This is a genomic window from Serratia sp. T13T92, assembly GCF_047530105.1.
Taxonomy (GTDB): domain Bacteria; phylum Pseudomonadota; class Gammaproteobacteria; order Enterobacterales; family Enterobacteriaceae; genus Chania; species Chania fonticola.
In genome coordinates this window covers 138,734-161,356 of record NZ_JBLJAK010000004.1, presented here as the reverse complement: position 1 = coordinate 161,356, position 22,623 = coordinate 138,734, and the positions used below count along the sequence as shown (strand labels likewise).

General features: G+C 55.5%; 19 protein-coding genes. 11 read left to right on the top strand and 8 right to left on the bottom strand.

Annotated features, from left to right (window positions below; all coding sequences use genetic code 11):
• Window positions 1-86: 86 nt before the first annotated feature.
• The 8 genes from glyQ (at window position 87) to ACMV5I_RS06855 (ending at window position 9,236) form a co-directional block, all read left to right on the top strand.
• The gene (glyQ, locus tag ACMV5I_RS06890; protein ID WP_024483285.1) at window positions 87-995 is read left to right on the top strand and encodes a glycine--tRNA ligase subunit alpha; all 909 of its coding nucleotides are present in this window, start codon (window positions 87-89) and stop codon (window positions 993-995) included.
• An 8-nt stretch (window positions 996-1,003) separates the two neighbouring features.
• Window positions 1,004-3,073, top strand: coding sequence for a glycine--tRNA ligase subunit beta (gene glyS / locus ACMV5I_RS06885; RefSeq protein WP_414823984.1), 2,070 nt, complete (start codon window positions 1,004-1,006; stop codon window positions 3,071-3,073).
• A 197-nt stretch (window positions 3,074-3,270) separates the two neighbouring features.
• Complete coding sequence (locus ACMV5I_RS06880) at window positions 3,271-3,990, top strand: DUF3053 domain-containing protein (protein WP_179246295.1); 720 nt, start codon at window positions 3,271-3,273, stop codon at window positions 3,988-3,990.
• A 267-nt stretch (window positions 3,991-4,257) separates the two neighbouring features.
• Window positions 4,258-4,536 (top strand): type II toxin-antitoxin system RelE/ParE family toxin, encoded by a 279-nt coding sequence (locus ACMV5I_RS06875; RefSeq protein WP_024483282.1) that lies wholly within the window; start codon window positions 4,258-4,260, stop codon window positions 4,534-4,536.
• A complete protein-coding gene (locus tag ACMV5I_RS06870) occupies window positions 4,536-4,820 on the top strand; it encodes a HigA family addiction module antitoxin (protein WP_024483281.1) in 285 nt (94 codons plus the stop codon). Before ACMV5I_RS06875 ends, ACMV5I_RS06870 begins: the two co-directional genes overlap by 1 nt.
• 566 nt (window positions 4,821-5,386) lie before the next feature.
• Window positions 5,387-7,303, top strand: coding sequence for a PTS mannitol transporter subunit IICBA (locus ACMV5I_RS06865; protein ID WP_202810592.1), 1,917 nt, complete (start codon window positions 5,387-5,389; stop codon window positions 7,301-7,303).
• 62 nt (window positions 7,304-7,365) lie between these two features.
• On the top strand, window positions 7,366-8,514 hold the full coding sequence (locus tag ACMV5I_RS06860; protein ID WP_202672703.1) for a mannitol-1-phosphate 5-dehydrogenase: 1,149 nt from the start codon (window positions 7,366-7,368) through the stop codon (window positions 8,512-8,514).
• A 164-nt stretch (window positions 8,515-8,678) separates the two neighbouring features.
• Window positions 8,679-9,236, top strand: a complete 558-nt coding sequence (locus tag ACMV5I_RS06855; protein ID WP_024483278.1) for an MltR family transcriptional regulator — start codon at window positions 8,679-8,681, stop codon at window positions 9,234-9,236.
• Here ACMV5I_RS06855 and ACMV5I_RS06850 read toward each other — a convergent pair.
• Entirely contained in the window at window positions 9,233-9,841 is a 609-nt protein-coding gene (locus ACMV5I_RS06850; RefSeq protein ID WP_414823983.1) for a LysE family translocator, read from the bottom strand. The genes ACMV5I_RS06855 and ACMV5I_RS06850 overlap by 4 nt on opposite strands.
• 136 nt (window positions 9,842-9,977) lie before the next feature.
• Between ACMV5I_RS06850 and ACMV5I_RS06845 the strand changes: the two genes are divergently transcribed.
• Both ACMV5I_RS06845 and ACMV5I_RS06840 read left to right on the top strand, forming a co-directional pair.
• The gene (locus tag ACMV5I_RS06845; RefSeq protein WP_071682697.1) at window positions 9,978-11,447 is read left to right on the top strand and encodes a PLP-dependent aminotransferase family protein; all 1,470 of its coding nucleotides are present in this window, start codon (window positions 9,978-9,980) and stop codon (window positions 11,445-11,447) included.
• Between the two features lie 67 nt (window positions 11,448-11,514).
• A complete protein-coding gene (locus ACMV5I_RS06840) occupies window positions 11,515-11,877 on the top strand; it encodes a YibL family ribosome-associated protein (RefSeq protein WP_024483275.1) in 363 nt (120 codons plus the stop codon).
• A 318-nt stretch (window positions 11,878-12,195) separates the two neighbouring features.
• On the opposite strand, the gene ACMV5I_RS06835 is transcribed toward ACMV5I_RS06840, so the two are convergent.
• The 7 genes from ACMV5I_RS06835 to fdhD all read right to left on the bottom strand — a co-directional run bounded on the left by ACMV5I_RS06835 (window position 12,196) and on the right by fdhD (window position 19,358).
• A complete protein-coding gene (locus ACMV5I_RS06835; protein WP_414823982.1) occupies window positions 12,196-12,975 on the bottom strand; it encodes a class I SAM-dependent methyltransferase in 780 nt (259 codons plus the stop codon).
• Between the two features lie 49 nt (window positions 12,976-13,024).
• Window positions 13,025-13,696 carry a 6-hydroxyaminopurine reductase gene (yiiM, locus tag ACMV5I_RS06830; protein WP_414823981.1) on the bottom strand — a complete coding sequence of 224 codons (672 nt, stop codon included), beginning with the start codon at window positions 13,694-13,696 and terminating at the stop codon, window positions 13,025-13,027.
• A 100-nt stretch (window positions 13,697-13,796) separates the two neighbouring features.
• The gene (locus ACMV5I_RS06825) at window positions 13,797-15,719 is read right to left on the bottom strand and encodes a methyl-accepting chemotaxis protein (protein WP_414823980.1); all 1,923 of its coding nucleotides are present in this window, start codon (window positions 15,717-15,719) and stop codon (window positions 13,797-13,799) included.
• Between the two features lie 121 nt (window positions 15,720-15,840).
• Complete coding sequence (gene sodA, locus ACMV5I_RS06820) at window positions 15,841-16,464, bottom strand: superoxide dismutase [Mn] (protein ID WP_121608216.1); 624 nt, start codon at window positions 16,462-16,464, stop codon at window positions 15,841-15,843.
• A 128-nt stretch (window positions 16,465-16,592) separates the two neighbouring features.
• Window positions 16,593-17,189 carry a hypothetical protein gene (locus ACMV5I_RS06815; protein ID WP_414823979.1) on the bottom strand — a complete coding sequence of 199 codons (597 nt, stop codon included), beginning with the start codon at window positions 17,187-17,189 and terminating at the stop codon, window positions 16,593-16,595.
• A 7-nt stretch (window positions 17,190-17,196) separates the two neighbouring features.
• Complete coding sequence (locus tag ACMV5I_RS06810; protein ID WP_414823978.1) at window positions 17,197-18,528, bottom strand: AAA family ATPase; 1,332 nt, start codon at window positions 18,526-18,528, stop codon at window positions 17,197-17,199.
• 38 nt (window positions 18,529-18,566) lie between these two features.
• Entirely contained in the window at window positions 18,567-19,358 is a 792-nt protein-coding gene (gene fdhD / locus ACMV5I_RS06805; RefSeq protein WP_414823977.1) for a formate dehydrogenase accessory sulfurtransferase FdhD, read from the bottom strand.
• Window positions 19,359-19,564: 206 nt separating this feature from the next.
• On the opposite strand from fdhD, the gene fdnG reads away from it, so the two are divergent.
• Entirely contained in the window at window positions 19,565-22,612 is a 3,048-nt protein-coding gene (gene fdnG, locus ACMV5I_RS06800; RefSeq protein ID WP_414823976.1) for a formate dehydrogenase-N subunit alpha, read from the top strand.
• The last annotated feature ends 11 nt before the right edge of the window (window positions 22,613-22,623 follow it).

The following is a 22,623-nucleotide window of genomic DNA, read 5'->3' as shown; positions in this document are numbered from 1 at the left end:
CTGCGGGATTCTGGCTGTATATCTTACGGTCAACGGGTATACTGGCCCATTCTGTTAAATCCACTTGTATCGCGTGCGAAATCAACATGCAAAAGTTTGATACCAAGACCTTTCAGGGTCTGATCCTGACACTACAGGACTATTGGGCGCGCCAGGGCTGCACCATCGTGCAACCGCTGGACATGGAAGTTGGCGCGGGGACATCCCACCCGATGACCTGCCTGCGTGCACTGGGCCCGGAGCCAATGGCAACCGCCTATGTGCAACCTTCACGTCGCCCAACCGACGGCCGTTACGGGGAAAACCCGAACCGCCTGCAGCATTACTACCAATTCCAGGTGGTGATTAAGCCATCGCCAGAAAACATTCAGGAACTCTACCTGGGTTCCTTGAAGGAACTGGGTCTGGATCCGACCATCCACGATATCCGCTTTGTGGAAGACAACTGGGAAAACCCGACGCTCGGCGCCTGGGGTCTGGGTTGGGAAGTATGGTTAAACGGCATGGAAGTCACGCAGTTTACCTATTTCCAGCAGGTTGGCGGTATGGAGTGCAAACCGGTTACCGGTGAGATCACCTACGGTCTGGAACGCCTGGCGATGTATATCCAGGGCGTGGACAGCGTCTACGATCTGGTGTGGAGCAATGGCCCATTGGGCGTTACCACCTACGGCGACGTGTTCCATCAGAACGAAGTGGAGCAGTCCACCTACAACTTCGAATATGCCGATGTTGATTTCCTGTTCTCCTGCTTCGAGCAGTATGAGAAGGAAGCACAAACGCTGCTGGCATTGGAGAAACCGCTGCCGCTGCCGGCTTATGAACGTATCCTCAAGGCTGCTCATACCTTCAACCTGTTGGATGCACGCAAGGCGATCTCGGTTACCGAGCGTCAGCGCTATATTCTGCGTATTCGCACGCTGACCAAAGCCGTTGCCGAGGCCTACTACGCTTCCCGCGAAGCGCTGGGCTTCCCAATGTGTAACAAGAAGTAGAGGCAGCTATGACACAACAGACTTTCCTGGTGGAAATCGGCACGGAAGAGCTGCCGCCGAAGGCTCTTCGCTCACTGGCAGAAGCCTTTGCTGCCAACTTTACCGCTGAACTGGACAACGCTGGCCTGGAACATGGCGAAGTGAAGTGGTTTGCCGCTCCGCGCCGCCTGGCGTTGAAAGTGGCGGATCTGAGTGCTGCGCAGGCCGATCGTGAAGTTGAAAAACGCGGTCCAGCCATTGCCCAGGCGTTCGATGCCGAAGGCAAACCGAGCAAAGCGGCCGAAGGTTGGGCACGTGGCTGTGGTATTACCGTCGATCAGGCCGAGCGCCTGGTGACCGATAAAGGCGAATGGCTGCTGTATCGCGCCCATGTGCCAGGCCAATCTGCCCAGCAACTGCTGGCCGGTATGGTGAGCACCGCGCTGTCCAAGCTGCCAATCCCGAAACTGATGCGCTGGGGCGATAAAGAGACCCAGTTCGTCCGCCCAGTGCATACCGTGACCCTGCTGCTGGGTGCAGAACTGATCCCTGGCACCGTGCTGGGTATCGACTCTGCCCGCACTATTCGCGGCCACCGCTTTATGGGTGAAGCCGAATTCACCATCGATAACGCCGATCAATACCCGCAGATCCTGTTGGAACGCGGCAAAGTGGTGGCGGATTATCAAACCCGTAAATCCTTGATCAAGCGTGATGCCGAGTTGGCTGCACAGCAGATTGGCGGTAAAGCCGATCTGAGCGAGAGCCTGCTGGAAGAGGTTACCTCGTTGGTCGAATGGCCTGTGGTGCTGACCGCCAAGTTCGAAGAGAAGTTCCTGGCGGTGCCGGCGGAAGCTCTGGTGTACACCATGAAGGGCGATCAGAAGTATTTCCCGGTGTATGACGCCGCGGGCAAACTGCTGCCGAACTTTATCTTCGTCGCCAATATCGAATCGAAAGATCCGCAGCAAATCATCTCTGGTAACGAGAAGGTGGTGCGCCCGCGTCTGGCAGATGCCGAATTCTTCTTCAATACCGACCGCAAGCAACGCCTGGAAGACAACCTGCCGCGTCTGGAAACCGTGCTGTTCCAACAGCAACTGGGTACCCTGCGCGCCAAGACCGACCGTATCCAGGCTATGGCAGGCTGGATCGCTGGCCAGATCGGGGCTGACGTCAACCACGCTACGCGTGCGGGGCTGCTGTCTAAGTGCGATCTGATGACCAACATGGTGTTCGAATTCACCGACACCCAAGGCGTCATGGGCATGCACTATGCGCGCCACGACGGTGAAGCCGAAGACGTGGCGGTGGCGTTGAACGAACAGTACCAGCCACGCTTTGCCGGTGATGAACTGCCGCAATCGTTGGTGGCCTGCTCGTTGGCGATTGCCGACAAGATGGATACCCTGGCCGGGATCTTCGGCATCGGGCAACATCCAAAAGGCGATAAAGACCCATTCGCACTACGCCGTGCTGCGCTGGGTGTGCTGCGTATTATCGTTGAGAAAAACCTGCCGCTGGATCTGCAAACCCTGACCGAAGAGGCCGTCCGCCTTTATGGTGACAAGCTGACCAACGCCAAGGTGGTGGATGAGGTTGTCGACTTTATGCTGGGCCGTTTCCGCGCCTGGTATCAGGAAGAAGGCCATGCTGTGGATACCATCCAGGCCGTATTGGCACGTCACCCAACCAAGCCAGCAGACTTCGATGCGCGGGTAAAAGCGGTGACGCATTTCCGTACGCTGGAAGCTGCAGCGGCATTGGCGGCTGCCAACAAGCGCGTTTCCAATATCCTGGCCAAATCCAACGATACGCTGCTGGACCACGTCCACGCTTCGGTATTGAAAGAACCGGCCGAGCTGAAGTTGGCAACTCACTTGGTGGTGCTGCGCGATAAGCTGGAGCCGTTCTTCGCCGAAGGCCGCTACCAGGAAGCGCTGGTAGAACTGGCCGCACTGCGTGAAACCGTGGATGCGTTCTTCGACGGCGTGATGGTGATGGCCGAAGATGATGCGGTGCGCGTGAACCGCCTGACGCTGCTGAGCAAGCTGCGTGAGCTGTTCCTGCAGGTCGCGGATATCTCCGTACTGCAATAATGGTGTAAAGCCCAAGAAAAAGCGCCTGCGGGCGCTTTTTCATCTCTGATGGCGGCCGCGCAACGGTGAGTTATTCTGCGAGCCTCGCACAATCACATTTCGTATCGCTGGCAGTTGATCTATTCTTTAGACGCACGGAGGGCGGCAGACGGCATGGAATCTGATAAAAGACACGTTTATAACAGGAGTTATGTCACATGGCTGTAGGGATCCAGAGCAGAAGTTTCGCGCGTTGGCTGGCACCGGTGTTGGCATTGTTGGTGGTTATGCAACTGACCGCCTGCGGCGATAAAGAGCCGGAGCAGCGCAAGGCATTCGTTGATTACTTACAGAATACGGTCATGCGCAGTGGCGTACATATTCCGACGTTGAGCGAAGATCAGAAACAGAAATTCGGTGCTTATACCGGCGATTACGCCATTCTGGTGGGCTTTTCCCAGCAGTTGACGAAGTCGGTGGATGCCAGCCTGACCCCGGCGCTGGAGCAGGTTAATCAGATCCGTACCGCGCAGGACTACATGAGCAAGCGCGATAGCCTGCAACAGTCGATCGGCGCGTTAAACCTGCTGGGCCAGCAGATCCAGACTGCCAAGGCGCAGGCGGATACCGCTCATGCGGCGTTGAAACAGCCGGACGATCTGAAAGCGGTGTACAACCAGGCGTATGACAAGATCGTTACCGCACCGGCCAACGCGCTGATGCCAGCGATCCCAACCACCGCCGGTTTTGTCCAAGACCTGGTACAGGTAGGGGATTTCCTGCAGGCCCAGGGCAATCAGGTCAGCTTCAACAACGGTGGCGTGCAGTTCCGTACCCAGCAGCAGGCGACGCAGTACAACACCATGATGTCCAATCTGGTGGCCAAACAGCAGGACTTGCTGAACGCACAGAAAACCGTGCTGGCGGTAATGCAGTAGCGTTAAGCAATATTCAGATTGGCAATGTTGCTGGAACTGTAGGGGTCGAACTTGTTCGGCCCTTTTTAATTTACTGATATATAATATATTTATCGCCTCACTTCTCGATGGTTTAATCTTTCCTCAAGTGTATTAACCGAATACCAAGCTTCATGCATGCTGTCTGGCGCTGCGATCCCACCTCTTCACGGATATTTGGGTGTTGCGTAATACGAAACAGGTTGTATAATGCTTCGTGTTGCGCAACGAGGGTGAGGGAGCATTCTTATGATTAAGAGTTTTAAGCACAAGGGATTGCGACAGTTTTTTGAGAAAGGCTCTACGGCTGGCATCAATACTCAACAGATCGGTAAAATTCGTCTGAGGCTTGGTGTAATTGATGCAGCAAAGGACATCAGTGATATCAACCGCCCTGGCTATCAACTTCACCCATTGTCGGGTGACCGTGCCGGGCAGTGGTCAATAACCGTAACAGGCAACTGGCGCATCACGTTTGAATTTATCGACGGTGATGCCTATATCGTCAACTATGAGGATTATCACTAATGGCTATGCATAACCCCCCGCATCCGGGCGAGATCATCGCTGAAACGCTGGAAGAACTGGGTGTTGGTATCCGCGTATTTGCCAGGGCGTTGATGGTGGCACCCTCCACCGCACAGCGCTTGGTCGCAGGGAATGCGGCTGTTAGCCCTGAGATGGCGGTGAAGTTGTCCATAGTGCTGGGCAGCTCCCCTGAATTCTGGCTAAACCTGCAGGATAATTATAGCCTGTGGATCGCCAAAAAAGCAGTCAATACTTCGCAGCTAAAGCGTTTGGTTGCCGCTTGACCTCTACCGCCATGCCGGTAGGGTTATTTCTGCCGGGCGGTGGATGCGTTCACTGGCCCGGCATTGTTTGGCGGAGCAACTGCCTTGAACGCTCACCAAAATACTCCCACGCACTTCTGTACTACACTTCAATTATTCATCACATCTCTTAATGTAGTTTTCTTTCATCCACGCCATGGTTATTTCCCGACGGAGTGGATGCTCACAGGGAAGATGTCATTTCAGGCCACGGCCCGGTGGTCGGATGTAAAATAAATTGTGATTCTTGTCACATTTCAAAAACAAACAGCAAGGCTTAAAATGTGACTATGATCACGTTTTTGGTGCATTTGGCCGGTATATCCTCTCGTTGTATTTTTTTTACACCGCATAAGTGTGATGCGCGTCACTAAATACACCAGGGTATAGGGGCAATGTTAGTGATGGTGATCACAAAAATTCCGTGAAGTTCGCGTAGTAAAAAGAGCGTGGTAGAGTCCGTTTCGCAAACAGCATCAACAGGGCTAGAACGTTACAACAATTATCGCGCGCTCTTATTGTCAGCGCGTAACAATAGGGGTGTGTTTATGTTTTCACCAGACATCAAGGTTAAAGTGCAAAACTTTGGCCGTTTCCTGAGTAATATGGTGATGCCCAACATTGGCGCATTCATCGCCTGGGGTATCATCACTGCGCTATTCATTCCTACCGGCTGGCTGCCAAACGAGACGTTAGCCAAACTGGTTGGGCCAATGATCACCTACCTGCTGCCACTGCTGATCGGTTATACCGGCGGTAAACTGGTGGGCGGCGAGCGTGGCGGCGTGGTCGGTGCCATCACCACCATGGGCGTGATCGTTGGTGCAGACATGCCGATGTTCCTCGGTTCCATGATTGCAGGCCCGTTGGGCGGCTGGGCGATCAAGCACTTTGACCGTTGGGTTGACGGCAAGATCAAGAGCGGCTTCGAGATGTTGGTCAACAACTTCTCCGCAGGCATCATCGGTATGTTGTTGGCAATCCTGGCCTTTATGGGTATCGGGCCATTGGTCGAAGCGATATCCAAAGTGCTGGCGGCTGGCGTGCATATCATGGTGGTCAACAACCTGCTGCCATTGACCTCGATCTTCGTTGAACCGGCGAAAATCCTGTTCCTGAACAACGCCATCAACCACGGTATCTTCTCACCGCTGGGCATCCAGCAGGCGACGGAAACCGGTAAATCGATCTTCTTCCTGATCGAAGCCAACCCAGGCCCAGGTTTGGGCGTGCTGATGGCCTATATGTTCTTTGGCCGTGGCAGTGCCAAGCAGTCTGCTGGCGGTGCGGCGATCATCCACTTCCTGGGTGGTATCCACGAAATCTACTTCCCATACGTGCTGATGAATCCACGCCTGATCCTGGCGGTTATTCTGGGCGGTATGACCGGCGTATTCACCCTGACCCTGCTGAACGGCGGCCTGGTATCTCCTGCTTCCCCTGGTTCTATCCTGGCGGTGCTGGCGATGACGCCAAAAGGAGCCTATTTCGCTAACCTGGCGGCGGTATTTGCGGCGTTCCTGGTCTCCTTCGTGGTCTCATCTTTCCTGTTGAAAACCTCAAAAGTGAAAGAGGAAGACGACCTGGAAGAAGCGACCCGCCGTATCCAGGACATGAAAGCCCAGTCTAAAGGCGGTGCCGCGGTAAACGCAGCCGTAGACGGCGATCTGAGCACCGTGCGTAAAATCATCGTGGCTTGCGATGCGGGTATGGGCTCCAGCGCCATGGGTGCCGGCGTGCTACGCAAGAAAGTGGCGGACGCGGGGCTGAAGAATATCTCCGTGACTAACAGCGCGATCAACAGCCTGCCGGAAGATGTGGATCTGGTGATCACTCACCGCGATCTGACCGAGCGTGCGATGCGCCATGCGCCGCAGGCCCAGCACATCTCGCTGACCAACTTCCTGGACAGCCATCTGTACAGCGATCTGACCGCTCGCCTGGTGGCCGTTAACAAGACTAGCGAAACCGAGCAGAAGGTTATCTCCACCCTGGATGACAGCTTTGACGCCAGCGAACAGAACCTGTTTAAACTGGGTGAAAGCAACGTGTTCCTCGGCTTGCAGGCCATTGATAAAGAGCAGGCCATTCGCTTTGCCGGTGAGCAACTGGTGAAAGGCGGCTATGTCGAACCAGAATATGTTCCGGCCATGTTGGAACGTGAAAAGCTGACCTCTACCTACCTGGGCGAATCCATTGCCGTGCCGCATGGCACCATTGAAGCCAAAGACCGCGTGCTGCGTACCGGCGTGGTGTTCTGCCAGTATCCGCAGGGCGTACGTTTCGGTGACGAAGAGGATGAGGTGGCACGCCTGGTTATCGGTATCGCGGCGCGTAACAACGAGCATATCCAGGTGATCACCAGCCTGACCAATGCGTTGGATGATGAAACCGTCATCGAGCGGCTGGCGAATACCACCAGCGTCCAGGAAGTGTTGGATTTGCTGGGCGGCAAGAAGGCCTGATAACAGAATTATTTTAAAGGGTGCAGCTTGCTGCACCTTTCTACATTAAGAAAGGGTGGAATATGAAAGCATTACACTTCGGAGCCGGCAATATTGGCCGTGGCTTTATTGGCAAACTGCTTGCCGACGCGCACGCCGAACTGACTTTTGCTGACGTTAACCAGACGGTGCTGGACGCGTTGAACCAACGCAAAAGCTACCAGGTACATGTGGTGGGTGAGCAGGCGCGCGTTGAAGAGGTGAATAACGTCAGTGCCGTTAACAGCGGTAGCGAAGAGGCGGTGGCCCTGATTGCACAGGCCGATATCGTCACGACCGCCGTTGGTCCGCAGATCCTCGCCAGAATCGCCGGGACTATCGCCAAAGGCCTGATCCTGCGCCATCAGCAAGGCAATACTCAACCGCTGAATATCATCGCCTGTGAAAACATGGTACGCGGTACCAGCCAGCTCAAACAGCACGTGTTCGACGCGCTGCCACAGGATGAACAGGCCTGGGTTGAACAGCATATCGGCTTTGTCGATTCTGCCGTAGACCGCATCGTGCCGCCTGCAGAGGCGGGCAGCAACGATCCGCTGGAAGTGACGGTAGAAACCTTCAGCGAGTGGATCGTCGATCAGACCCAATTCAAGGGCCAACCGCCAGCCATCGCCGGCATGGAACTGACCGACAACCTGATGGCGTTTGTTGAGCGTAAGCTGTTTACCCTCAATACCGGCCATGCGATCACCGCCTACCTGGGCCAGCGCGCCAAGCTGTTGACCATTCGTGATGCGATCCTCGATCCGGTCATCCGCCAGGTGGTCAAAGGGGCGATGGAAGAGAGCGGTACGGTGCTGATCAAGCGCTACGGTTTTGACGCCGACAAGCATGCTGCCTATATCAACAAAATCCTGTCACGCTTCGAAAACCCGTATCTGCACGATGACGTAGAGCGAGTGGGCCGTCAGCCGCTGCGCAAACTGAGCGCGGGCGATCGCCTGATCAAGCCGCTGTTGGGCACGTTGGAATACGGCTTGCCGCACGCCAACCTGATCAAGGGGATCGCCGCCGCCATGAGCTACCGCAGCGAGCAGGATCCACAGGCACAAGAACTGGTAGACTTGCTGACAAAACTGGGTCCAAAAGCCGCGCTGGCGCAAATTTCCGGTTTACCGGCCGACAGCAAGGTTGTGGAAGAGGCGGTTGCTGTGTATAACGCCTTGCAGTAAACGCTGTGATATCAAACCAGTGTAAGCAAACCCATTCCCTTTCCCCACGGATAAGGGGTAGGGTGAGGGGGCAAGGCGTCTTTGCCCCCCATTCGGGCTCACTCCCTGCGGTTAACGGGGAGCGCCCGAGTGACCACACCACCCACGCGATTCGAAAAGCGAAGATGATCGAGACACAGGCATTCGAAAACAAGGTTCTGGAAAAGCTGAACGCTGGCAAGACGGTGCGCAGTTTTCTGATCGCAGCGGTCGAGCTGCTGGCAGAAGCGCTTAACGTCCTGGTGGTGCAGGTCTTCCGTAAAGATGACTATGCGGTGAAATATGCCGTCGAACCTCTGTTGTCCGGTGCCGGGCCGCTTGGTGAACTTTCGGTTCGTCTGAAGCTGATGTACGGGCTGGGGGTGATTTCCCGCCACGAATACGAAGATGCCGAACTGCTGATGGCGATGCGTGAAGAGCTGAACCACGACGGTTCGGAATATCGCTTTATTGATGATGAGATACTCGGCCCCTTCGGGGAGCTCCACTGCGTTAGCGCTTTGCCGCCGGTCCCCACTTTTCTACAGCCCGGCGAGGCGGATGAATCGTTGATCGCCATGCAACACCAGCGTTACCAGCAGATGGTGCGTTCCACCATGGTGCTGTCGATTACCGAGCTGCTGGCGGAAATCGGCGCCAAGCAGCCCTCCCGGCTCTCCCCGCTCGGTGCTCAAAAGCCTTAAGCCATCAGCGTCCGCCACTCGTCAAACAGCAGCCATAACGCGGTTGCTGCCATTAAGCCCGCCATCACACCGTTAAATAACCGCAGTTTCCAGGTCACACGCAGAGCGTGGCGTAGCCGATCGCCCATCAACGCCCAAATCAAGATGCAGGGAATATTCACCGCGGTGAAGCCTGCGATGGTTAACAACGTTTGATGCAGCGACGCTCCCTCATGAGGCGTGAACAGGATTGCCACGTTGATGGCCATCAGCCAGGCTTTCGGGTTCACCGCCTGGAACAAGGCTCCGCCGATAAAGTGCATTGGCCGCGCATGCTGTTTAGCATCCGGTGAGGCCGCCTTATACAGTTTCCACGATAGCCACAGCAGGTACGCACAACCCATTACCGCCAGCGGAAAGCGGATGGTATCGGCCCAGTTCAGGATCAGCGCCAGCAATAGCGTGGTGAGGGCTAACTGTGTTGCGCAGCCCAGGCTGATACCAAACACCATCGGCAGGGTACGCCGCAGGCCGAAATTGACGCCGGACGAAGCCAGCAGCAGGTTATTGGGGCCAGGGGTAATCGACATCACAGTCACGTAACTGATAAAAGCAGAGTCCAGCATAAGGTTTTCCATACATGATTGGGGGTGATCACCAGCATAAGGGCTGTGGGGTGATGGTGACAGAACCAGAAATCAGTTATTGTCATGGTTACAGTTGCGCTAATTTCTAACTGTACCCATTGCCTGGAGAGAAATTGTGACCCTGCTCGACGAGATCCCGGAAACCCGCTACCTGCAACTGGCGGAGACATTGGCGGCCGCTATCCACCGTGGCACTTTACCGCCCGGTAGCCGCCTGCCTTCGGTGCGCCGCTGCGCACAGAGCCACAGCGTCAGCATCAATACCGTGGTGGCAGCCTATCGCCAGTTGGAAGACCGGGGGCTGATCGAGGCACGGCCACAGTCTGGCTTTTACGTGCGGGCGACCTTGCCTGCGTTGAAAACGGCGTCGGCACCCAGCAACCGGGTAGAGCAACCGGCGGATGATGTGCTGGCCCTGATCGATACGGTTTTCGCCGCCCAACAGAACCCGGCCTTCACCAATTTGTCGCTCGCTTGCCCGCAAACCGTGGATTTTTATCCCGGTGGCAAGCTGGGGCGGATGTTGTCATCGCAGTTACGTCGCCAGCCTAATCTGATTGGCCAATACGCCTTGCCGCCGGGTAGCCTGCGGTTGCGCCAGCAGATCGCCCGGCGCTCGATGACGTTGGGCATGTTGCTGGAGCCGAGTGACATCACGCTGACGCACGGTTGCATGGAAGCCTTGCAGCTGGCGCTCAGGGTGACCACCAAGCCGGGCGACTGCGTGGGGTTGGAGTCGCCGACCTATTTTTACCTGTTGCCGCTGCTTGCCAGCCTGGGGCTGAAAGCGTTGGAGATCCCCACCGACCCGCAGCATGGCCTGTCGCTGGATGCGCTGGAGTTGCTGCTGCAGGAGAAACGGCTGAATGCGGTCATCGCCATGCCGACGATACAGAATCCGCTGGGCTGCACCATGCCGCTGGCGTCGAAAAAACGGCTGGCACGCCTGATGAACGATCATCAAGTGCCACTGATCGAGGATGGGCTGTATGCCGAGCTGCAATTTGGCAGCGCGCTCAGTCCAGCGGTGAAGGCGTTCGATAGCGATGGTTGGGTGCTGTTTTGCTCCAGCTTCACCAAAACGCTGGCACCGGATTTCCGCATCGGCTGGGTGGTCGGCGGGCGGTTCAGTGAGGCGCTGCGCAAGCTGAAGGCGGTGTCTTCGATGTCGGAGTCGCATTTGCTGTCAGAGACGCTGGCCATGTTCCTGGAGGCGGGGGGATACGATCATCATCTGCGCAATTTGCGCAAACGCTATGCGGCGCAGGTGGAAGAGGCCAGAGCGCTGATTGCCCGCCATTTCCCGCGTGGGACAAGGGCTACCCAGCCTGCCGGTGGGTTTGTGTTCTGGGTGGAGTTCCCCGCAGGGGTGGACACGGTAGCGCTGTTCCATCAGTTGCTGGATGAGCAGATCTGTCTGACGCCGGGTACGCTATATTCTCCAAGTGGGCGTTATCATAATGGGCTGCGGCTCTCATGCTGCTATCCATTTAATGCCCGTTATACCCAGGCGCTGGCGCGGGTGGGGGCAAAAGCCTGTGAGATGAGCGGCCTGCCAGCGGGAATTGCGCAAGGTGAGGAGTAACCTGCCGTGCATTTTGCTACACTAGCGAAATATTTTTTACGCCATAGAACAAAACAGGCCAGAGACGATGAAAGAGAAAGAAAAAGCCGAGATTAAGCGCCTGAGCGATTTGCTGGACGCACTGAACCACAAAGACACCGTGGTGATCCAGCAGGGTAACACCGACCTGATTGCGCAACATCTCAAAGAAAAAGAGAAGCTGAAGACCGAGATTGAGCGCCTGAAAAACGTGCGCGTGGAAAAACTGAGTGCGGAAGCGCAAAAGTTGAGCCAGCTGCCGTTCAGCCGTGAGATCACCAAGAAAGAGCAGGCGGATATGGGCACGCTGAAGAAAAGCGCCCGTGGCCTGATCGTGGTACATCCAATGACCGCTCTTGGCCGCGAGATGGGCCTGAAAGTGGTTACCGGTTACGCCAAAAAAGCGTTCTGATTTCCCCCTCACCCCAACCCTCTCACAGGGAGAGGGAGCTGTCCCGAGCGCGTAGTTAGTCCGCGTAACTTCGGAAAGTAGGGGGGCAAAACAAGAAAGGCAAGGTATTACGCAAAGCAATTAACGAACTCGATCGGTCCCCTCTCCTTCGGAGCGGAAAGCTCCTGCTCTGTAGAGAGAACGGTGGTAATCTCAGCAACCGCGATCACCGCCTCAACCAAGGTGAATCAGCCGGTGCTGATGAAGAGTCACGATACTTTCAGCCTAACTCGATCGGTCCCCTCTCCCTGTGGGAGAGGGTTAGGGTGAGGGGCATGCTCAGGCCTTGGTCGTAGAGAACGCGCAGGTCTGGTAAGGCACCGTGAGCGTTTCCTTCCCCCGCAGCTCCTCTTCCTCTGCCACCAACTGGCGGATCTGTTCGATCACCTGTTCCTGCTGCCGTTGCGGCAACGCGGCGATAAAGCTGGTGGATCGCACACGGTTATAAATCACATCCTCCGGCGCTCCGCTATGCCCCAGCATAAACACCTGCTCCTGTAGCTGGGCAAAACCCGGGTAAGGAAACAGCCTGCGCCATTCACCGGTATAAAAACGCGGCGCATCCCCTTCGTGGCGATCGACTATCTGATTGAGTTTGCGTACCCAGCCAACCCGCGCATCGCGCATATTCCACACCAGGCCAAGCTTGCCGCCGGGTTTCAGCACGCGCTGAATTTCCGCCAACGCCTGACGCGTAGCAAACCAGTGAAAGGACTGCGCGCACACCACGGCATCCACCGATTCATCCGGCAACGGGAGAGATTCGGCGGTACCTGCCAGCGTTTTCACCTGAGGAAATGCTGCCGCCAGTTTTTCCAGCATCTGCGCCACCGGTTCAACGGCGATGACGTTGGCACCGGTCTCCAGTAGACGCGGAGTGAACTTGCCGGTTCCTGCACCCAGATCGATAACGGTCTTACCGGGCTGTAGCTCGAGTACCTCACGCAGCCAATCGGCGATCTCCGCCGGATAATCCGGGCGGCCTAAAACGTAGCGATCCGCATTGGCCTGATAACCAGCCGCAGCCGCGTGATGAATGGAATGAGGTAATGTAGCCATAGCGCAACTCCCTAATCCAGGTCGATGGATGTCTTCTGCCTGGCGCCGGTTAACGGCCAAGCAGACGGCGGTTGAGGTCTTCGATTTTGCCGCTGGTGATGCGCGTCAGCATGGTTTTGCTCCAGCTGGCCGACAGACCCGCGACCGACAGTAAACGACGGTATTGTTCTTCATCGAACGGCATGTGCCAGGCGATGCCGATCGCTTCTGCGACGGAAACATCGCTATTACGGGTCACCAGTTCCAGCGGTTGGTCGCCACTGACGGCTCCGGCCGACACCACGCGGTACAGCCAGCCACAGCGGCCGGTTTGCTGCATCAGCACCGAAATATCGTCGATAGCGAAATGGTAGTTGAGCTTGAAACACGGAGAGCGCGGTTGGGTTACCTGGATCAGCGCTTCGCCCCAGCGGAAAATATCCCCCATAAACACGTTATGTTCGGTCAGGCCGAGAGTAGAAATATTCTCACCAAAGGCTGGAGCGCAGAACTGTTCAGCTTGAGTGGGGAACTGTTCACGCCAGTGGTCGTAATGCTCGCGCGGATAGTGGCAAAGGGCGCGGTCAGGCCCGCCATGGTAGCTTTTTTCTGCCTGCTCATCGCCTGCCAGACCCAAGGGGGTAAGCTTCAGCGTGCCCTCCACCAGGCGTTTGGCGATAGCGCTGGGGCGGCCACCTTCATAAGGTTGAATCGAACCGAGATAGACGTCTGGGGGGTGCATGCTAGCCTCCATTCACGCTAGTTAATGCCGTCTAGCATAGCCTGAGTCGAGGGGGAGGAACAGAATAACCCGCCCGGAGATCACCGGGCGGGCGGAGGGGTTAGAAGGTCGTCCAGTTGTCTTCGGCGCTGGTGCTCGGTTTAGCCATCGATGGCGATTTGAGCTGGGTGGCTTTCGCCTCCACTGGCGCAGCCTTATCCGCCAGACGGAATACCGAGACGCTTTGCAGTAGCATCTCGGCCTGCTCTTCCAGCGAATCGGCGGCGGCGGCAGACTCTTCCACCAGCGCGGCGTTTTGCTGCGTGGTGTGATCCATTTCCACGATGGCCTGGCCAATCTGCGCGATGCCTCTGGTCTGTTCGTCGGAGGCGGCAGCTATTTCCGCCATGATATCGCGCACGTGAGTGACCGAGCGGACGATTTGTTCCATGGTGTTGCCGGTGTCTTCCACCAGAGCGGTACCGCTCTGTACCCGGCTGACCGACTCGGTGATCAGCCCTTCGATTTCTTTCGCCGCCTGGGCACTACGCTGAGCCAGATTACGCACCTCGCTGGCGACAACCGAGAAACCACGCCCTTGCTCGCCTGCCCGGGCGGCCTCTACGGCGGCGTTCAGGGCCAGGATATTGGTCTGGAAGGCAATGCCGTTGATCAGGGTGGTAATTTCGGCGATCCGCTGCGAACTGTTGGAAATATCCCGCATAGTGCTGACGACGTTGTTAACCAGTTTGCCGCCCTGCTGTGCGGTTTGTGAGGCATCGGTCGCCAGCTGGTTGGCGTGATGGGCGTTGTCGGCATTCTGCTTCACCGTAGCGGTGAGCTGTTCCATGCTGGCAGCGGTTTCTTCCACCGCGGCAGCCTGCTGTTCGGTACGTGAAGAGAGATCGGTATTGCCCGCAGCGATTTCCCCAGCGGCGGTGGAGACCTGGCTGACCCCCATCTGGATTTTCTCAATCATATCGCGCAGGTTCTGGCTCATGGCGGCGACGGCGTTAAGCAACTGGCCCAGCTCATCGCGGCGAGTGCTGGTTTGCGCCTGGCGTAGATCACCTTTGGCAATGCGTTCTGCCAGCATCAATGTGCTGTGCAGCGGGCGGGTGATTTGTAACGTGATACGCCATGATATCAGCAGGCCAGCAAGAATGGCGATCGCCGTGGTGATCCCCATCTGCCACTGTGCGGTATTGATATTGTTATGGGTCTGCGTCAACTCATCCTTCATGAAATTGTTAACCAGCGTGCCGATCTCGTCAGCGTAGCCGCCGAGCTGTTTACTGATCTTGATCTCATTCTCAACGGCGGGCAGGTAGGCCGCGATGTGGTCTTTATACTCGTCAAGCACGCTCAACAGAGGTTGGAGCAACGGGCGCTGTGACTCATTCAGGCGTTGGCTGAGCGTGTTGGCGGCATTGCGGGCGTCATCGATAGCGCTGAGCAATGGGGTTTCGGCGTCGCGATTGGGTTGCAGCACCAGGCCACGGGCATAGTAGCGGATCTGGGTCAGCTTCAGGTTCAACTGGGTGAATGCCAGTTGCAGATCGGTAGCACCCAGTTGGCGTTCAACCTGGCTCAGGCTGTCTTGCACTTCAGACATGTTCCAACTGGCTCGCACCGCGTCTTTATCCACCACGGCTTTGGCAAACATTTTCTGTTGTTGCTCATAGTTACCCAGCAACACCACCAAGAGCTCCAGATCCTTGCGGCTTTGCTCATCCCAATTCAGGTTTTGCGCGTGGCTGGCCAGCTGCAACGCGTTCTCGATATGTTTGCGGTTACGTTCAAGGTAGTCGGTATTGTAATTTTGGCTAAACATGGCGCGGGTGTATTTAGCCTGACTGATTTCGCCCGTCAGCTGATAGCTGAAATCGATGCGGTCGCTGCGTGATTCGATAAGATTGAGGTAGGTTATCCCGGTGCCAGCGATAACGATCGCCAGTATCAACATCAGAGAGAATCCGAGTCCGAGTTTTTTACCTACGGTGAGATGAACGATTTTTCCTGCCAAAGCTTTCAATGCCGCCATGATTTATCCCTCTTTAGGCGTTAGTCAATTGAACAAAGCATCGGCAATGGGCGGTTAAACTTTAGCGGACAACGGGCAAAAAAATGCCCGCATCAGCGGGCATCATCGGAGATAAGCCAAATTATTTCTTGGCTTCGGCGAAGCGTTTGGCCGCTTCGTCCCAGTTCACTACGTTCCAGAATGCCTTGATGTAGTCAGGGCGACGGTTCTGGAATTTCAGGTAGTAAGCGTGTTCCCACACGTCCAGGCCAACGATTGGCAAGCCTGAAGCGCCGGAGACGGCTTCGCCCATCAGCGGGCTGTCCTGGTTAGCGGTAGATACCACGGCCAGTTTGTCGCCTTTCAGCACCAGCCAAGCCCAGCCAGAACCGAAACGGGTGGCGGCGGCTTTCTCGAACTCTTCCTGGAATTTCTCTACGCTGCCGAAATCGCGCTCGATAGCGGCTTTCAGATCGCCACCCAGCGTGGTGCCGATTTTCAGGCCTTTCCAGAACAGGCTGTGGTTAGCGTGGCCGCCTGCGTTGTTGCGCATAAAGGTGCGCTTGTCTGCAGGGACTTTATCCAGATCCTGGATCAGCTCTTCTACGCTCAGCGAAGCCAGCTCAGGGTACGCTTCCAGCACGGTGTTGGCGTTGTTGACGTAGGTCTGGTGGTGTTTGGTGTGATGGATTTCCATCGTCTGCTTGTCGAAATGCGGTTCTAGTGCGTCGTATGCGTAAGGCAGGGATGGCAGTGAATAACTCATGATCATCATCTCCAGTAGTGTAGGGCGGCGCAAAATGTGAGCACCGCGTAAGCAGTATGATGCATTATAATTAATTAAATGATATTGAAAATGATTATCAATGCCCTACAGACTGTGTGGTTTAGGGGTTAATCGAGATCGCTTAGAAAGTAGCGGTAGCTGAAATCATCTTTGATATCAACTTCACGATCACGCTGTAAGTAGCGTTTGAGCTCCTTCTGTCGGCTTTTACGGCGCTCTTCGATATCCAACCCGTAGTGTTCAATAGTGATGCGGGCACGTTCCTGAGCCACCGAGTCGACAAATCTGGAAGGTTCAATGGCTCCAGTGCGATAGTTGACAGTGAAGTAGTCATCGAAACGGTAGCCAACATCATCGGGGGCCAGAAGAAGGGGATCATAGCGTTCCAGTTTCTGACTCTGGCATTGATCACAGCAGGGGTAGAGATTTTCCCACTTATAGGCAAGTTCTTGATAGTCACTCTTGGGATAGAAATGTTCGATGGTTTTGCGGCTTTCAGCCCCAATGTCTCCCCCATCACAAAAGGCACAGTGGCCCTGAGTCATGTCAAATAGCAGGGATAACGTATAGCCGTATTGAAATGCGCTATACCATTGAAACTTATACTTTGGATTTTTGGCCTTGGCTGCCAGAAATCTAGTTGTCAGCTTTTGCCAGCAGGCACTCAAATGAGGAGGTATTTCATCCCTGATAAACTTATACATGACACCCTCAGTTTTGCTTGGTGAGCCTTGCCAGTTGGCGTAATTCCATACTCACAATGGCACCTATCTCTTCACCTTTTTGGGCCAGAGTCTTGGCCAGCGCTTTGAGCTTGGTATCATCAGCTCGATTTTCCATTACCTGTTGGCGCAACTGATAAAACTCATCGAGCTGTTTTTCCGTTTCAACATCAAACTGCTCTGGAACACCAAATACCTCGTCTAGGATCAACTGATAGCTCTTGCCTGCCGAGGAGGGCGCTGCCGAGATAATTTCCGGAATGTGTGGATCGCGACAAAGGTCAAATCGAGGTTCGGGCAGACGATAGACCCAGGCATCTTCAACCGAGCCAACGACAAATGGTGAGTGTGTCGAAACGAAAACCTGTGCGTTTGGCAGTAGCTTTTGAATCGCTGGCAGAATACGGCGTTGCCATTTAGGGTGGAGATGTATATCCACTTCGTCCAGGAACAGGATGATAGGTTGCGAGAAGATATCCCTTTCCTGTTGCCAGGGAAGTGCCTCTAAACGCAGGGCCAAATCGGCAACCCAGCAGGTTATGGACTTTAACCCCTCGGGTAAGGTATCAAAGCTGACACTGGTACCCCCTATTTCCAGTGAGACTTCCAGTGGGGAGCGTTTTAAGCGAAACGTTGCATCTATGCCACAGACTTCATCAATAAATTGGCTGATTCTTTTGAGTGCCATATCGTAGCTGTCAGCCTCATCATAGGCATTTTCTGCTTTGGCTAGGGCCGCTTTGGTACGGTTATTGGCTATCCACTGCGCCAACACGTTTGGACGCACGGTTTGATCAAAGGAAAGGGCATTTTCAAAGGGGGATGCGGTGATCTCTTGTATGGATGAGATCGCAAAATTGCTTTGTGCAGAGCGGTTTCCCGAGTAGGCAAAGGCGGCAAAGTCGAATTTCCGTGATGGGAGTTTTTCTTCCTGGTAATTCTCTACTAGGTGGCTACCCCAGCCTCCATCATAATCAAAAAAATGGCCAGGCTTTCCGCTGAGCCGCGTTTTTGAGAGATTACTATTTAGAACATCTGCACCATATTTCCCAGAGGAACCGGCAAATTCGAAGTCTACCTGACTTGAATCACTACGATAACGACGGCGAATCAGTGAATATTGACCATGCATGTCAAATATCCCTGCCAATGCATACAGCAAGGTGCTTTTCCCACAGCCGTTTGGCCCGGTGAAAATATGAATCTCTGCCTTGTTATTATCGGCATCAATACTTTCAATCGGCGGAAAGTCGAAGCGAGTATGCTCAAATACGCCAATATCACGCAGGGTAATACTTTCGATCCGATTGGGTTGCCGCATAAATTCACCTTTCCTTTGGGAATCAATTTTGACCAAATTTAACTCAAACGCTGTGGGTGAGTAAACACCGTTGCCCGGCCTGGCTTGCTAAAGCCAACCAATGTCAGGTTGCTGCGCTCGGCGATTTCCACTGCCAGTGAGGTAGCGGCAGAAACCACGAACAGGATTTCGGCACCGCACATGGCAGATTTTTGCACCATCTCGTAGCTGGCCCGGCTGGAAACCAGGATTGCCCCTTGCTGCCAGCCCTGTTTGGCGCGTATGCCGATCATCTTGTCTAGCGCCACATGGCGGCCAACGTCTTCACAGCCGCCCAGCAGTTCACCCTGCGGTGAGATCCAGCCAGCGGCATGGGTGCAACCCGTCAACTGGCCGACGTTCTGCACCTGACGTAGCTGCTCAAGGGCGCGATCGAGATTGGCCAATGAGAAGGTTTGGGTAAAGGGCAGCGGTGTGACCGGCCGGAAGATATCCGCCAACTGTTCAATGCCACAAACGCCGCAGCCTGTGCGGCCCGCCATCGCCCGGCGGCGCTCCTTCAGCCCGGCAAAGCGGCGGCTGGAAAGCTCGATTTGTACTTCCATGCCGTTGCAGGTGGGATTAACCTCTATACTGAAGATATCCCGTGGCGAGTCGATAATCCCTTCCGAGAGGGAAAAACCGAGGGCGAACGCCTCCAGATCCTTTGGCGTACACATCATCACCACGTGAGAAATACCGTTATACACCAGCGCGACCGGCACCTCTTCGGCGAGCCAATCTTGCTCTGCGGTGGTCAGTTGCCCGCGCTGGTACACCGGAGCCTGGATCAGGCCCGTGAGCTCGTTCACATTTGTGGGCTGCTCTTGGTTAATTTTGTTCACTTTCCTGGCACCTGTTTGTAACAACCCTACGCCTGCTATGGTATTATTGCGGCGCCGTTGCGGCCCATTTGGCCAATACCCACATAAGAATAGTGATTTTAGCGCTTCCCGCTTTGAGGGGGAAAGCGTCATTTGAAACAATGTGACAACACGAGAGAGAAAGGAGACCCCCCATGCAGGTCAGCAGAAGGCAGTTCTTTAAGATCTGCGCTGGCGGTATGGCAGGAACCACGGTAGCTGCACTGGGCTTTAGCCCGGCGGTGGCATTGGCGGAAACCCGGCAGTACAAGTTGCTGCGCGCCCGTGAAACCCGTAATACCTGCACGTATTGTTCCGTCGGCTGTGGGCTGTTGATGTACAGCCTTGGTGATGGCGCCAAAAACGCCAAAGAGAGCATCTTCCATATCGAAGGGGATCCAGACCATCCGGTAAACCGTGGTGCACTGTGCCCGAAAGGGGCAGGTCTGGTGGATTTCATCCACAGCGAAAGCCGTCTCCAATACCCTGAATATCGCGCTCCAGGCTCAGACAAGTGGCAACGCATCAGCTGGGACGACGCCTTCACCCGCATCGCCAAACTGATGAAAGAAGACCGCGATGCCAACTTCGAAGCTACCAACGCCGCTGGCGTAACGGTAAACCGTTGGCTCTCCACCGGGATGCTGTGTGCTTCGGCCTCCAGCAACGAAACCGGTATGCTGACCCAAAAATTTAGTCGCGCTCTCGGCATGCTTGCCGTAGACAACCAGGCGCGTGTCTGACACGGACCAACGGTAGCAAGTCTTGCTCCAACATTTGGTCGCGGTGCGATGACCAACCACTGGGTTGATATCAAGAACGCCGACTTAATTATTGTCATGGGTGGTAATGCGGCAGAAGCGCATCCAGTGGGATTCCGCTGGGCGATGGAAGCCAAAATTCATAATAAAGCCAAGCTGATCGTCATCGATCCGCGCTTTACCCGTACTGCATCCGTGGCGGATTTCTACACGCCTATCCGTTCAGGTACCGACATTGCTTTCCTGTCGGGCGTCTTGCTGTACCTGATCACCAATAACAAGATTAACCGCGAATACGTGGACGCCTACACCAACGCCAGCCTGCTGGTGCGGGAAGACTTCGCCTTTGATGATGGCCTGTTCAGCGGCTACGACGCGGATAATCGCAAATACGATAAAACCACCTGGAACTACCAGCTCGACGAGAACGGCTTCGCCAAGCGTGATACTACGCTGCAGGATCCGAACTGCGTGTGGAACCTGCTGAAAAAACACATCAGCCGTTATACGCCAGAGGTGGTAACCAACATCTGCGGCACGCCAACCGAAGATTTCATCAAGGTGTGCGAATATATCGCTGAAACCAGTGCCAACGACAAGACGGCCTCGTTCCTCTACGCCCTGGGCTGGACACAGCACTCGGTCGGTGCGCAGAACATCCGTACCATGGCGATGATCCAACTGCTGCTGGGCAATATGGGCATGGCAGGTGGTGGCGTGAACGCCCTGCGTGGTCACTCCAATATCCAGGGTCTGACCGATCTGGGTCTGCTGTCACAAAGCCTGCCGGGCTACATGACGCTGCCTTCCGAGAAGCAGGCCGATCTGGAGACCTACCTGAAAGCCAACACGCCGAAGGCGCTGCTGCCGGGCCAGGTTAACTACTGGAGCAACTACCCGAAATTCTTCGTCAGCATGATGAAGAGCTTCTACGGCGACAAAGCGCAGAAAGATAACAGCTGGGGCTTTGACTGGTTGCCGAAGTGGGACAAAGGCTACGACGTTCTGCAGTATTTCGAGATGATGTCGCAGGGGAAAGTGAATGGCTATATCTGCCAGGGCTTTAACCCGGTTGCGTCGTTCCCGAACAAGAACAAAGTGGTGGCCTCGCTGGCCAAGCTGAAGTTCCTGGTGACCATTGATCCGCTGAACACCGAAACCGCCAACTTCTGGCAGAACCACGATGAGTTCAACGATGTTGACCCATCGAAGATCCAGACCGAAGTGTTCCGCCTGCCGTCCACCTGCTTTGCCGAAGAGAACGGTTCAATCGTTAACTCCGGCCGCTGGCTGCAATGGCACTGGAAAGGGGCCGATGCCCCAGGGGAAGCGCTGAACGACGGTGAAATTCTGGCGGGGCTGCTGACGCGTCTGCGCGAAATGTACACCCGTGACGGCGGTGCGGTCCCTGAGCAGTTGCTGAACATGTCCTGGGATTACCTGACCCCGGAAAATCCGAAGCCAGAAGAAGTGGCGATGGAGAGCAACGGCCGGGCGCTGGCGGATGTCCTCGATCCAGACGGCAAAGTGTTGGCGAAGAAAGGCGAACTGCTCAGTACCTTCGCGCACCTGCGTGATGATGGCACCACGGCAAGTGGCTGCTGGATCTTCGCAGGCAGTTGGACGCAAGCGGGCAACCAGATGGCGCGCCGTGATAACGCCGATCCTTCTGGCCTTGGCAACACGCTGGGCTGGGCCTGGGCATGGCCGCTGAACCGCCGCATTCTGTATAACCGTGCGTCTGCGGATCCAGCGGGTAAACCGTGGGATGCCAAACGCCAGTTGCTGGAGTGGGATGGTGCCAAGTGGGGCGGGGTGGATATCCCGGACTACAGCGCAGCCGCACCGGGCAGCGACGTCGGGCCGTTTATCATGCAGCCGGAAGGCATGGGCCGCCTGTTTGCCCTCGACAAACTGGCGGAAGGGCCGTTCCCTGAACACTACGAGCCGTTTGAAACGCCGCTCGGCACCAACCCGTTGCACCCGAACGTGGTGTCCAACCCGGCGGCGCGTGTGTTCAAAGACGATCTGGCCGCGATGGGCAAATCCGACAAGTTCCCGTATGTCGGTACCACCTATCGTCTGACCGAACATTTCCACTACTGGACCAAGCATGCGTTGATCAACGCTATCGCTCAGCCAGAGCAGTTCATCGAAATTGGCGAGAAGCTGGCCGAGAAGAAAGGCATCAAGCAGGGCGATACGGTCAAAGTCAGCTCCAACCGTGGCTATATCAAGGCCAAGGCGGTGGTGACCAAACGTATTCGGACTCTGCAGGTGAACGGCCAGGACGTGGACACCATCGGCATCCCGATCCACTGGGGTTACGAAGGGGTGGCGAAGAAAGGCTTTATCGCCAACACGCTGACGCCGTTTGTCGGCGACGCCAATACGCAAACGCCAGAGTTCAAGGCGTTCCTGGTTAACGTGGAAAAGGTGTAACGGAGACGAAT

Excerpts from the sequence above, each read along its gene's own strand:
- sodA (WP_121608216.1), bottom strand. The coding sequence starts at position 16,464 with ATGAGTTATTCACTGCCATCCCTGCCTTACGCATACGACGCACTAGAA.
- ACMV5I_RS06850 (WP_414823983.1), bottom strand. The coding sequence starts at position 9,841 with ATGCTGGACTCTGCTTTTATCAGTTACGTGACTGTGATGTCGATTACC.
- ACMV5I_RS06825 (WP_414823980.1), bottom strand. The coding sequence starts at position 15,719 with ATGGCGGCATTGAAAGCTTTGGCAGGAAAAATCGTTCATCTCACCGTA.
- ACMV5I_RS06855 (WP_024483278.1), top strand. The coding sequence starts at position 8,679 with ATGATCGAGACACAGGCATTCGAAAACAAGGTTCTGGAAAAGCTGAAC.
- yiiM (WP_414823981.1), bottom strand. The coding sequence starts at position 13,696 with ATGCACCCCCCAGACGTCTATCTCGGTTCGATTCAACCTTATGAAGGT.
- glyQ (WP_024483285.1), top strand. The coding sequence starts at position 87 with ATGCAAAAGTTTGATACCAAGACCTTTCAGGGTCTGATCCTGACACTA.
- ACMV5I_RS06810 (WP_414823978.1), bottom strand. The coding sequence starts at position 18,528 with ATGCGGCAACCCAATCGGATCGAAAGTATTACCCTGCGTGATATTGGC.
- ACMV5I_RS06870 (WP_024483281.1), top strand. The coding sequence starts at position 4,536 with ATGGCTATGCATAACCCCCCGCATCCGGGCGAGATCATCGCTGAAACG.
- ACMV5I_RS06880 (WP_179246295.1), top strand. The coding sequence starts at position 3,271 with ATGGCTGTAGGGATCCAGAGCAGAAGTTTCGCGCGTTGGCTGGCACCG.
- glyS (WP_414823984.1), top strand. The coding sequence starts at position 1,004 with ATGACACAACAGACTTTCCTGGTGGAAATCGGCACGGAAGAGCTGCCG.
- ACMV5I_RS06835 (WP_414823982.1), bottom strand. The coding sequence starts at position 12,975 with ATGGCTACATTACCTCATTCCATTCATCACGCGGCTGCGGCTGGTTAT.
- ACMV5I_RS06815 (WP_414823979.1), bottom strand. The coding sequence starts at position 17,189 with ATGTATAAGTTTATCAGGGATGAAATACCTCCTCATTTGAGTGCCTGC.
- ACMV5I_RS06860 (WP_202672703.1), top strand. The coding sequence starts at position 7,366 with ATGAAAGCATTACACTTCGGAGCCGGCAATATTGGCCGTGGCTTTATT.
- ACMV5I_RS06865 (WP_202810592.1), top strand. The coding sequence starts at position 5,387 with ATGTTTTCACCAGACATCAAGGTTAAAGTGCAAAACTTTGGCCGTTTC.
- ACMV5I_RS06840 (WP_024483275.1), top strand. The coding sequence starts at position 11,515 with ATGAAAGAGAAAGAAAAAGCCGAGATTAAGCGCCTGAGCGATTTGCTG.
- ACMV5I_RS06875 (WP_024483282.1), top strand. The coding sequence starts at position 4,258 with ATGATTAAGAGTTTTAAGCACAAGGGATTGCGACAGTTTTTTGAGAAA.